General features: G+C 36.8%; 10 protein-coding genes. 3 read left to right on the top strand and 7 right to left on the bottom strand.

Going from position 1 to position 12,474, the window contains the following annotated elements:
- Positions 1 to 4: 4 nt before the first annotated feature.
- The 7 genes from priA to Q9B79_RS08420 all read right to left on the bottom strand — a co-directional run bounded on the left by priA (position 5) and on the right by Q9B79_RS08420 (position 8,662).
- Positions 5 to 2,410: a primosomal protein N' gene (gene priA / locus Q9B79_RS08390; RefSeq protein ID WP_306183393.1), complete on the bottom strand. Its 2,406-nt coding sequence runs from the start codon at positions 2,408 to 2,410 to the stop codon at positions 5 to 7.
- Entirely contained in the window at positions 2,407 to 3,612 is a 1,206-nt protein-coding gene (coaBC, locus tag Q9B79_RS08395) for a bifunctional phosphopantothenoylcysteine decarboxylase/phosphopantothenate--cysteine ligase CoaBC (protein ID WP_306183394.1), read from the bottom strand. The genes priA and coaBC overlap by 4 nt, the downstream gene beginning before the upstream one ends.
- Before the next feature lie 173 nt (positions 3,613 to 3,785).
- On the bottom strand, positions 3,786 to 3,998 hold the full coding sequence (gene rpoZ / locus Q9B79_RS08400; protein WP_306183395.1) for a DNA-directed RNA polymerase subunit omega: 213 nt from the start codon (positions 3,996 to 3,998) through the stop codon (positions 3,786 to 3,788).
- 2 nt (positions 3,999 to 4,000) lie between these two features.
- Complete coding sequence (gene gmk, locus Q9B79_RS08405; protein ID WP_001257738.1) at positions 4,001 to 4,618, bottom strand: guanylate kinase; 618 nt, start codon at positions 4,616 to 4,618, stop codon at positions 4,001 to 4,003.
- 13 nt (positions 4,619 to 4,631) lie between these two features.
- Positions 4,632 to 4,895, bottom strand: coding sequence for an extracellular matrix/biofilm regulator RemA (remA, locus tag Q9B79_RS08410; RefSeq protein WP_001251456.1), 264 nt, complete (start codon positions 4,893 to 4,895; stop codon positions 4,632 to 4,634).
- A gap of 67 nt (positions 4,896 to 4,962) precedes the next feature.
- On the bottom strand, positions 4,963 to 5,838 hold the full coding sequence (locus tag Q9B79_RS08415) for a YicC/YloC family endoribonuclease (protein WP_306183396.1): 876 nt from the start codon (positions 5,836 to 5,838) through the stop codon (positions 4,963 to 4,965).
- A 100-nt stretch (positions 5,839 to 5,938) separates the two neighbouring features.
- Positions 5,939 to 8,662 (bottom strand): calcium-translocating P-type ATPase, SERCA-type, encoded by a 2,724-nt coding sequence (locus tag Q9B79_RS08420; RefSeq protein WP_306183397.1) that lies wholly within the window; start codon positions 8,660 to 8,662, stop codon positions 5,939 to 5,941.
- Between the two features lie 103 nt (positions 8,663 to 8,765).
- Here Q9B79_RS08420 and Q9B79_RS08425 point away from each other — a divergent pair, with 103 nt between their 5' ends.
- The 3 genes from Q9B79_RS08425 (at position 8,766) to Q9B79_RS08435 (ending at position 12,468) form a co-directional block, all read left to right on the top strand.
- The gene (locus Q9B79_RS08425; RefSeq protein WP_306183399.1) at positions 8,766 to 10,475 is read left to right on the top strand and encodes an Rqc2 family fibronectin-binding protein; all 1,710 of its coding nucleotides are present in this window, start codon (positions 8,766 to 8,768) and stop codon (positions 10,473 to 10,475) included.
- 314 nt (positions 10,476 to 10,789) lie between these two features.
- Positions 10,790 to 11,860 (top strand): M24 family metallopeptidase, encoded by a 1,071-nt coding sequence (locus tag Q9B79_RS08430; RefSeq protein WP_306183401.1) that lies wholly within the window; start codon positions 10,790 to 10,792, stop codon positions 11,858 to 11,860.
- An 83-nt stretch (positions 11,861 to 11,943) separates the two neighbouring features.
- Complete coding sequence (locus tag Q9B79_RS08435) at positions 11,944 to 12,468, top strand: DinB family protein (protein WP_306183402.1); 525 nt, start codon at positions 11,944 to 11,946, stop codon at positions 12,466 to 12,468.
- Positions 12,469 to 12,474: the final 6 nt, after the last annotated feature.

Raw genomic sequence — 12,474 nt, forward strand, 5'->3', positions numbered from 1 at the left:
TCCGCTACATTAACATTGTTGGATTAAAATCAATTGAGATTTGTAGCTCTTTTTGCATTTCTGCTTGATAATGTTCATTTACCATTTTGAGCACGTTCTTTAAGTTTGGTTCCCGTTTGTATTTTATCATGCATTGATAACGATATCTATCTTTTATCCTTGGAATTGCTGAAGCAACTGGTCCTAACACCATTGTTTGCTGCGAGCAGTGCGACCGTAAATGACCGACAATTTTTTCCGTCACTTGTACTGCCTTTAATAATTCTGGGTGAGATACTGTCACAAGTACAACATAGTAATAAGGTGGATATTGTCTCGTTCGTCTCATTTGCATTTCTTGGTCAAAAAACACATCATATTGTTGGTTCTTTGCTAACTCTATACTATAATGTTCTGGCGTATACGTTTGAATTATAACTTCCCCTGGCAATTCATGTCGGCCTGCTCGTCCGCTTACTTGCGTCAATAACTGATAAGTCTTTTCACTCGCCCGAAAATCAGGTAAATGAAGCATCGTGTCCGCGGTTAAAACCCCGACAAGCGTTACTTTTGGAAAATCTAATCCTTTCGCAATCATTTGTGTTCCAAGTAATATATCTGCTTTCTCTTCCCCGAATGCCTTTAATAATTTTTCATGCATTCCTTTACGACTTGTCGTATCTACATCCATTCGAATGACTCGTGCCTCTGGAAATAGTTTTGTAATTTCTTCTTCTACCTTTTGTGTACCTGTACCAAAGAAACGAATATATGTACTTTGACAAGCAGGACAAGCAGTCGGCATATTCTCTTCGTAGCTACAATAATGACATTTTAAACGATGATTCATTTTATGGTATGTCAGCGAGATATCACAATGCGGACATTGTACAACATACCCACAATCACGGCACATAACAAATGTAGAATGACCTCTTCTATTTAAAAAGAGCACCATTTGTTCTTTCTTTTCTAACCGATCTGCTATTTTTTCATGCAGTGCTTTTGAAAACATGGAACGATTCCCGTCACGAAGTTCTTCACGCATATCAACAATCTCTACTGTCGGTAAAGCTTGTTCATTCATACGCTTTTCCATCGTCAGTAATTCATATACACCTTTTTTTGCTCTTGCAAACGATTCAAGTGTCGGTGTTGCACTACCAAGAACGATAGGACATTTATGATATTGTCCCCTCCACACAGCTACATCCCTTGCATGATATCTCGGATTATCTTCTTGCTTATAGCTCGATTCATGTTCCTCATCAATAATAATAATCCCTAAATTTTCAAAAGGAGCAAATACAGCTGAACGTGCACCAACTACAACTTTCACTTCTTTTCTTAAAATCTTACGCCATTCATCATATTTTTCTCCAACAGACAGCGCACTATGAAGAACTGCAACTTGTGAGCCAAATCTACCTTTAAAACGATCTACCATCTGAGGCGTTAGTGCAATTTCAGGAACAAGCACAATAGCTTCTTTTCCTTTCTTGAGCACAGCTGCTATAGATTGTAAATATACCTCTGTTTTTCCGCTACCTGTAACACCATATAGTAAAAATGGATTGTAAGTTTCATTTGTAATTGATGATAAAATCGGTGTAATAACTTGCTGTTGTTCCTCCGTAAGCGGGAATGGTTTCGTTTGTTCAAAATCATCATCGTCATACGGATTTCGGTACACTTCCACATACTTTTCTGAGAGTAGCCCCTTTTTAACAAGTGCTTTAATCGGAGCATTTGTTATTTGTAACTCTTCTGTTATTACTTTCAACGGTACACTTTTATAATTTTCCACAAAGTAATAGAGGACATCTTGTTGTTTTTTGCTTTTCAATTCAAATGCTGCTAATTCTAATTTATCTTCTGACAACTCCGGTTGTACGACTCTTTGTTTCTTCTTTTGCACTTTATCTTTTACTTGATACACAACTTCAATCGTGCCATGTTTAATTTCTTGTTGAATCGTACGGTATAGATGTGGCTGCGTCTCAATCGCTTCCCAATCTATCGCTTCTTTATCCTGAAATAAAAACAGTAGTTCCGGTGCTACTTCTTCTTGTTTACGAAGTTGTAGACGCTTTTTATACGTTGCTTTTATCGCCGTTGGAAGCATAACTTGAAAAGCTGAAATCATATAGCATAACGTTTCACTTGTAAGCCAATACCCAAGCTTTAATAATTCCTCGTTTAATACCGGTGTTACATCTAATATTTCATGTATTGTTTTTAACTTCTTACTTTCTACTTCAGCCGAATCTTTAACCCCAATAATAAACCCTTGCAATTTTCTCGGGCCAAATGGAACTACTACACGCATACCTGTTTGGACAATGTCTTCCCATTTTTTAGGGATAATATAATCAAATGGTCGATCTGTCTGACGTGCAGGTACATCAACAATTACACTTGCAAATTTCATAGACGATCATCTTCTAACATCATTTCAATTTGCTTTAATATTTCACGAGCGACCTCTTTCTTCGTTAAAAGTGGCAACTCTATAATTTCTCCATCTTTTCTATACATTGTTACAATATTCGTATCTGTACCAAATCCAGCTCCTTGCGCCTTTACATCGTTCGCAACAATCATATTTGCATTTTTCTCACGTAATTTTTTCGTTGCGTATTCCTCTACGTTTGTCGTTTCAGCCGCAAAACCGATAAGTAACTGTTTCTCTTTCATCTCACCTAACGTTTTTAAAATATCTACTGTTCTCTCGAGTTCAATTACAGCATCGCCATTTTTCTTTTTCATTTTATTATCATGAACATATTTCGGGCGATAGTCTGCAACTGCTGCTGTTTTTATGACAACATCTACGTTTTGATAATGTTGAAGAACTGCCTCTAACATATCTTGTGCAGATTCCACTTGCACCGTAGTTACATGTAACGGTGGATTTAGCGCTGTCGGTCCCGAAACGAGTATGACATCAGCACCTAAGTTCGCTGCCACTTCCGCAATCGCATAGCCCATTTTTCCAGAAGAAAAATTGGTCATAAAACGAACTGGATCAATCTTTTCGCGAGTTGGGCCAGCAGTTATTAATATTCTTTTTCCTTGCAATGGTTTTTGTTCTGAAAAAGCCTCTTCTAACCGTACAATAATCGCTTCAGGTTCTTCTAATCTTCCCTTCGCTACATAACCACACGCTAAAAAGCCTTCTCCAGGCTCAATAAATGTATATCCTAACGTTTTTAACGTCATCATATTTTTTTGAACAATTTTATTTTCATACATATGCACATTCATAGCAGGTGCAATCCACACTGGGGCTGTAGTAGCTAACAAAGTAGTTGTAATCATATCATCCGCAATACCGTTAGCTAACTTTCCAATACAATTGGCTGTAGCAGGTGCAACAAGTACAACATCAGCCCAATCCGCTAAATCGATATGAGCAATAACAGCTGAATCTTTCTCATCGAATGTATCGGTATATACATCATGGCGAGAAAGTGCTTGGAATGTAAGAGGTGTAACAAACTTCATTGCCGACTCACTCATCATTACTTTTACAATAGCACCAGCTTGTGTCAATTTACTCGTTAACGCAGCCGCTTTAAAGACCGCAATGCCTCCTGTTACACATAAAAGTATCTTTTTCCCTTTTAGCATATGGCTCGTCCTCTTTCTTTTTCAAACTTATCCATACTGAAACAAAATTCTTATCTCGTCAGTATCAATACTTCTTCCCTACCGTAAAAAAATAACAACCTACTTGTAAATAGGTTGTTACCGTTACATAGAAAATTATAAAGTCTATGTTCTAAATTGTCGAAGACAAAGTCTTATTCAGTTACTTTATCTTCGCTTGGTACGTAGCTTAACGCTTCAATATCGATTTCTTCTAATGCTTTACCTACACATTTATGAGAAACCGGTCTTTCTACAACACAGTTATTAGCAAGTTGCATTTCGCGCGCACGTTTTGCAGCCACTGTTACAAGTGTATATTTAGAATCGATTTTTGTTAATAATGAATCAATTGATGGATTTAACATAATTATAGACCCTCCGTCATTTCTTTATAATATTTTGCTACTCTTTCGCGGCGGCAATGTTCGCCAACCACAATTGCTTTAATTCTTTCACAAGCTAGTTCAACTTGATCGTTTTCTACAACGTAGTCGTAAGCGTCCATCATATCAATTTCTTCTTTCGCTACCGTTAAACGATTTTCAATAACATCTTCCGTTTCTGTACCACGACCAACAATTCGGTTCTTTAGTTCAGATAAACTTGGAGGTGCTAAGAAAATAAATACACCTTCTGGGAAAGCTTTCTTAACTTGAATTGCGCCTTGCACTTCAATTTCTAAGAATACATCTTTTCCTTCTTGTAATGTTTTTTCAACATAGTCAATTGGTGTTCCGTAATAATTACCTACGAACTCAGCCCACTCAAGTAATTTTTCATTACGAATCATTTCCTCAAATTCTTCTCTCTCTTTAAAGAAATAATCCACACCATCCACTTCACCTTCACGTGGCTTACGTGTCGTTACTGAAATGGAGTACTGAAAACGTGTATCCTCATGACTAAACAGCTCTTTTCGAACCGTTCCTTTACCAACCCCAGAAGGTCCTGAAAGAACGATGAGCAATCCTCTTCTACTTCTCATAAATATGTAAAACCTACCCTTCCTCACTTAAATCTTCTTTATTATTCAAACGATGTGCAATCGTCTCTGGCTGAATTGGACTTAATACAACATGCCCATCATCCATAACAATAACCGCCCTTGTTTTTCTCCCATACGTAGCATCAAGCAAAGCGTTATGTTCGCGTGCTTCCTGTACTGTTCGTTTAATAGGAGCTGACTCCGGACTTACAATAGCAATAATTCGATGAGCAGATACAATATTTCCGTATCCAATATTTAAAAACCGCATGGCCATAGTTTGCGCCTCCTAGTAAGTCTATCCGATTTCTCCACCACGTATAACTTTATATATTTTTTGAAAGCTACTCAATATTTTGTACTTGTTCACGAATTTTTTCAAGGTTATTTTTCATTTCTACAACATATTTTGAAATTGTTAAGTCATTTGCCTTAGAACCAATCGTATTAATTTCTCTATGCATCTCTTGCACGATGAAATCCATTTTCCTTCCAACAGGCTCTTCAATCTGCAGTGTTTCACGAAATTGCTCTAAATGACTTTGCAAACGAACTAACTCTTCGTGAATATCACAACGCTCAGCAAAGATTGCCACTTCTGTTAGCAATCTTTGTTCATCTATATCTTGATTATGTAATTCTTTTAAGCGATTTTCTAATCGTTCACGATATTTTTGCGTAACAATTGGTGCATGCGGAATAATCGCATTTACACAATTGTGAATCTCTTGTAAACGATTCGCTATATCTTTATGTAATCGTTCTCCTTCGCCATCTCTCATCGTTTTTAACATATGAGCAGCTTGGCGAACCGCCTCATATAAACTGTTCTCAAATTGTTCATTTACATTTTCTACTTCTTCAATCGCTGTTACTTCTGGCATTGCCATTAACTGCTGAAGTGTAATAGAATCTTGTAATTGAAATTTTCCTTTTATATCTTCCATAATCGATTGGTACTGCTCAAGAAGCGACCAATTCACACTTAATTTTCTTTCAACAAGCCCTTCACCCGTTATACTAATAGACACTTCAATACGTCCACGTCGAACTTGTTCTGCAATTATTTTACGAATTTTGTCTTCGAATACCATCATTTGCTTCGGAAGTCGAATACTCATCTCTAGAAAACGGTGGTTTACCGATTTCATTTCTACTGTAATTTGAAAAGTATCATTTTCTACTTTTGACCTTCCAAATCCTGTCATACTACAAATCATTTTTTATCACATCCAAGCCATGAAATAACTCAATGAAAAAGGTAATAGAGACAAGGCTCTACTACCTTCTGTAAATTATATCACATTTTCATATCATTGACTATTTCAAGTTTAATCCCTTCTTATATAGTATTGGCTTTTCCTTCTTCCCCTTTTTCCCTGTTAATAAAGAACCTACTAGTAAGAAGGTCGGAATTGATGATAAACCTCCAATTAACAACCAATCTCTTGCTTGTATCGGCATCGTGCTAAAAATCGGTTGTAACGGTGGATAATATATAACCACTAGCATGAGTAGTAATGAGATGATAACCGCTCCTACTAAATACACATTTCCAAATGGATTGCGGTGGAAAACAGAATGCTCACTTCGGCAATCAAATACATGAATCAGCTGAGCAAGTACCAACGTTGCAAACGCTACAGTTTGTGCATATTTCAGTTCATTTGGATGCTGATTAAATGCTACTATAAACGCCACTAACGTCACTGCCCCAATTAGAAAGCCACGACTTATAATTTTCCAGGCAAGCCCTCTAGCAAATACCCCTTCTTTCGGATGACGCGGCGTTCTCTTCATCACGTCTCCTTCAGCTTTATCCAAACCTAATGCCATCGCCGGTAAGCCGTCAGTAACTAAGTTCACCCATAAAATTTGAATTGGAACCATCGGCAGCGGTAATGCAAGTAACATCGCAAATAACATAACCAATATCTCTCCAACATTCGACGCTAATAAATAACGAATAAACTTACGTATGTTCTCGTATATATTTCTACCTTCTTTAATTGCTGATTTTATCGTAGCGAAATTATCGTCCAGCAATACGAGAGAAGAAGCTTCTTTCGCAACGTCCGTCCCTGTAATTCCCATCGCTATCCCAATATCCGCTGTTTTTATAGCAGGTGCATCATTTACTCCATCACCTGTCATCGCTACTATATGTCCTTTATTTTGCAACGCCTTAACAATTTTCAATTTATGTTCCGGTGATACACGAGCAAATACATACGTATCTTCTACAACATTTTCTAACTCTTCTACATCCATACTTGCGAGTTCTACCCCTTCAACAACGCGTCCACCTGGTGGTAAAATACTTAATTGTTCCGCAATTGCCATTGCAGTCACTTTATGGTCACCTGTAATCATAACTGTTCGAATACCAGCTTCTCTGCACTCTTTTACAGCTTGCTCTACCTCTGGTCTTGGCGGATCAATCATTCCTTGTATCCCGACTAACATAAAATCTTTTTCAACGTCTCTTTCATGTTCAATTAAGTCTGTTACTTTTAAAGGCTTAAAAGCAACTGCAATTGTTCGAAGCGCTTGACTACCTAGGCTATGAATAGCCGCCTGCACTTCTTTTCTATACAACTCACTTAATGGTTGCTGCTTATCCCCCCATAAAATCGTTTGACTCATTTGCAGAAGGACATCTGGTGCTCCCTTCGTAACGACAAACTTTTTCCCTTCTCGATCTCGTACTATAACACTCATCATTTTTCGAGTTGAATCAAACGGAAACTCGCGGAGAATTTCAAACTTCCCTTTCAATGCCTCACGCGTTATCCCCGCTTTCATTGCTGCAGCTACAAGTGCTCCCTCAGTTGGATCTCCGTCCAATACATATGCCTTTTTCTTTTGAATTATATTTGCGTTATTACATAGCGAACCAAATGTGAGTAATTGATAAAGCGATTTCGTCTTATCTGGATTAATTTCTTTTTCACCTTTCATAAAAGAGCCATTCGGTTCATATCCTTGGCCTGTCACTTTCCACAACTCTCCACCTGACCACATATGTGTTACCATCATTTTGTTTTGCGTCATCGTTCCTGTTTTATCAGAGCATATAACAGAAGCACAACCTAACGTTTCGACCGCTGGTAACTTCCTTACAATTGCTCTCTTTTTTATCATACGCTGTACACCAAGCGATAAAGCTACTGTAACAATTGCTGGCAATCCTTCTGGAATAGCAGCAACGGCTAGTGACACGCCAGCTAAAAACATATGATACACTTCATTCCCTTGATACACACCTGCTAATACGACAAGCGCTGTTAAAACAAGAGCCACAATAATTAATATTTTTCCGAGTTGCTCTAATCTTCTTTGCAGTGGTGTTTCCATTTGTTCTGCATTTTGTAACATATTTGCAATTTGGCCCATCGCTGTATTCATACCAGTTGCTACAACGACCCCTGTTCCAGATCCTCGCGTAATCATCGTACCCATAAAAGCCATATTTTTTTGATCACCAATTGAAATATCTTGCCCTTGCAATGCTTCTACTTTCTTCTGCACTGGTACTGACTCTCCTGTCAAAGCTGATTCTTCAATATATAAACTCGATGCCTCAACAAGACGTACATCAGCCCCGATACGATCGCCACTAGAAAATTTAATAACATCACCTAAAACGAGTGCTTTTGACGGTGCCTTTACCCACTTTCCATTCCGCAGTACAGTAACTTGCGGGGCGGCTAGCTCTTTTAAGGCTTCCAATGACTTTTCAGCCTTTCTTTCTTGAAAAAAGCCGAGAATACCGTTGATAATAACAATCGCAACAATCGCAATAGAATCAATGTATTCCCCTAAAAAAGCCGAAACGATTGTTGCCCCAAACAAAACAAGTACCATAAAATCTTTAAATTGTGCTAAAAATACCATGAGTGCAGAAGGCCTCTTTGCTTCATCTAGTTCATTTGTACCAAATTTCTTTATTCGCCCTTCTGCTTCTTTCTCTGTCAGTCCCATCTTCACATTCGTATTCGTTCTTTCTTCCACTTCATGTGCACGCATTCCATACCAGTTCATCCTGCTATCGACCTCCTGATTCCAGACATACTCTATTGAAAGCTTATTCAGCCTCGTCCAAAAAAATGCTATAATTAACTTTTAGTTAGAAAGGAGTGTTTTTATGGCATTCGATGGATTATTTACAAGAGCAATTACACATGAAATTGCAAATTCTCTTTACACGGGGAGAATTTCAAAAATATATCAACCTTCAAAATATGAGATTTTATTACATATTCGAGCAAACGGAAAAAATCAAAAACTGATTCTTTCCGCTCATCCGACATATGCACGTTTACACTTAACAAATCAAAATTACGATTCACCTGCACTTCCGCCAATGTTTTGTATGCTTCTTCGTAAGCATTTAGAAGGTGGATTCATTGAAAAAATTGAACAAATTGATTTAGAGCGCATTATTCAAATTACTGTGCGAAGCAGAAATGAAATTGGTGATGAATCGCTAAAAACATTAGTAATTGAAATAATGGGACGACATAGTAACATCATTTTAGTAGACACAAAAACAAATAATATTTTAGATAGCTTAAAACACGTTTCTTTAGCCGTAAACCGACATCGAACTGTATACGCTGGAGCTGAATATGTTGCGCCACCAGCACAACATAAAATTAACCCGCTTCAGATTGCAACAGATGAGGAATTTATTAGACCGCTAGACTTCTTATCTGGAAACATGGATAAACAGCTTGTCGGCACCTTTACGGGAATATCGCCGTTATTCGCAAAAGAAGTAGTAAAAAAAGCTGGTATGGTAAATGAAAAAGCATTAGCGGACGCATTTTTCTCCATACAAAAACCATTATTAACTCATACATATTCACCAACGATGACTACTTCAAATGGGAAAGAATTTTTCTACCTCTTCCCTCTTGCACATTTGCAAGGGGAAAACAAGACGTTCTCATCTGTTAGTGAATTGCTAGACCGTTTCTTTTTCGGAAAAGCAGAGCGCGACCGTGTAAAACAGCAAGCCCATGATTTAGAGCGCTTTATGCAAAACGAAAAAAATAAAAATGAAAAAAAACTCATTAAACTACAAAAAACATTACAAGATGCTGGAAAAGCAGATAAATATCAACTATTTGGAGAACTACTTACAGCCAATATGTACGCTTTGAAAAAAGGTGATAAAGATATTGAGGTCGTTAACTATTATGATGAAAATGGCGGAACTGTAAAGATCACATTAGATCCTTTAAAAACGCCATCTGAAAATGCGCAACGCTATTTCCAAAAGTACCAAAAAGCGAAAAATTCAGTTGTTGTTGTTGAAGAACAAATTGAAAAAACAAATGAAGAAATTCTTTATTTTGATAGCTTACTTCAACAAATGGAAGCTGCTTCTTCAAAAGATATTGAAGAAATTCGAGAGGAATTAGCTGAAGAAGGTTATATGCGCAACCGTAAAACGAAAAACGCGAAGAAAAAGCCTACTAAACCAGTATTAGATAAATATGTAGCAAGTGATGGCACAGAGATTTTCGTTGGTAAAAACAATAAACAAAATGATTATTTAACAACGAAATTTGCCCGCCGTGATGAAATTTGGTTACATACGAAAGACATACCTGGTTCTCACGTTGTCATTCGTTCTTTAGAGCCTGCTGAAGAAACTTTACTAGAAGCTGCCAAAATTGCTGCCTATTACAGTAAAGCAAAAGAGTCTAGCTCCGTACCTGTTGATTTCACCAGAATACGCCATGTCAAAAAACCGAGTGGCGCAAAACTTGGTTTTGTTACGTACGACAATCAGCAAACAGTTTATGTAACACCAGATGCTGATACTGTAATGAAATTAAAAGCGTAAATATAAAAAATGCGTTGCTTATAAGCAACGCATTTTTTATATGTTTTCAAGTTAGTTGCTATATCCATTCCATATTGTCAAAAAAATTGACAGTTACATTTTATATTTGTATAAATTTTTTTACAGCATGTAAATAAAGTACAAGTGTAACTCCAATCAATATTTTTTCATCTCCCGGCTATTTATTGAAGCAATTTAGATTTTATGAACAAACTGTCTCCCCTAAAATATATGTTGTCCCTACTATCTTTTCTTCAAATATACATTTTGGCACGCTATTTGCTTTTTTAATACTATGAATAGGGGGATTTAACATGACTTTAAAAATTAATAAAATCCAAAATCAACTACAAAACTATGAAATTGACGGATTGCTTATTACAAAAAAAGAAAATCGCCAATACGCAACTGGCTTCACTGGTAGTGCTGGCATCGTTTTAATCTCTGCGGATCAAGCTGTTTTTATAACTGATTTTCGCTATGTAGATCAAGCGAAATCACAAATAAAAGATGCTGAAATTATTATGCATAAAGGAAATTTGGAAAAAGAAATTGCACATCAAGTCTCAAACTTAAACATTCAAAAACTCGGAATTGAAGAAAATAACATGACATTACAACAATATAAAAACTTACAAAAGTACGTACATGCGGAAATGGTTCAAGTATGCGAAATCATCGAAAATATCCGTATTATTAAAGACACACCTGAAATAGAAACAATTAAAATTGCAGCTAATATCGCAGACGAAGCATTTCACTACATTCTTACGTTTCTAAAACCGGGAATAAGTGAAAATGATGTACGAGATGAGTTAGAATTTTTCATGCGAAAAAAAGGGGCTACATCCTCATCATTTCAAATTATTGTAGCTTCTGGCGTTCGTTCTTCTCTCCCTCATGGAGTTGCATCAAATAAAATAATTGAACGAGGCGATATCGTTACATTAGATTTCGGTGCACTTTACGACGGATATTGTTCTGATATAACTCGTACTGTAACAATCGGGGAACCATCAGAAGAATTCAAAAAGATATACAATGTTGTACGAGAAGCGTTAAAACGTGGGACTGAAGCAATTAAGCCTGGAGAAACTGCGAAAAGTATCGATGATATTACGAGAGGCTACATTACAGAACATGGATACGGTCAATATTTTGGACACTCTACTGGTCATGGTCTTGGATTAGAAATCCATGAACCACTTCGCCTATCCCAAGAAAGTAAGGCTACTTTAGAAGAAGGTATGGTTGTTACAGTTGAACCTGGTATTTACATACCAAACTGGGGTGGCTGTAGAATTGAAGACGATATAGTCATTACAAAAGACGGATATGAAGTTATTACAAAATCAAGTCGGGAACTAATTGTTATTCCTTGTTGAAATCATGACCTTTTTTAAAGGAGTTTTTCGTTGCACATAGAATTCTTTCTCTGGGGTCATCGTTTAAAGAGGGGGAATTTAAATTGAATTTTGTAATTGGTAAGATAGATGGTTTACAGCCTGAATTTTCAAAACTTGTTTCCATGATGAATTACGCTCGCTATACAACAATGCAAGCGGTGGAAGGTTTAACAATTGAAGAACTTGATTATTTATATGATGAAGATGCAAATTCAATTGGCATGTTATTGTACCATATGGCCGCTATTGAATTTTACTACCAGATTCATACTTTTGAAGACCGTGAACTAACAGAAACTGAATTAGACCGTTGGTTACCTGCTATTGAGTTAGGAGATCTTGGCCGCGAGAAAATAAAAGGAAACTCTATGGAATTTTACATAGACACATTACAAGAAGTACGTTCCAAAACGATTGAGACTTTTCAATCGTTACCTGATGAATGGCTATTTAAAACGACAGACTTTTGGTATGACAAACCAGCAAATAACTACTTTAAGTGGTTTCACGTATTTGAAGATGAAATCAATCATCGCGGACAAATTCGTTTAGTTAAAAAGATGCAAAAAGCTCATTCAGCAAAATGAGAAACT

Source organism: Bacillus sp. MHSD_36, from assembly GCF_030757775.1.
GTDB lineage: Bacteria > Bacillota > Bacilli > Bacillales > Bacillaceae_G > Bacillus_A.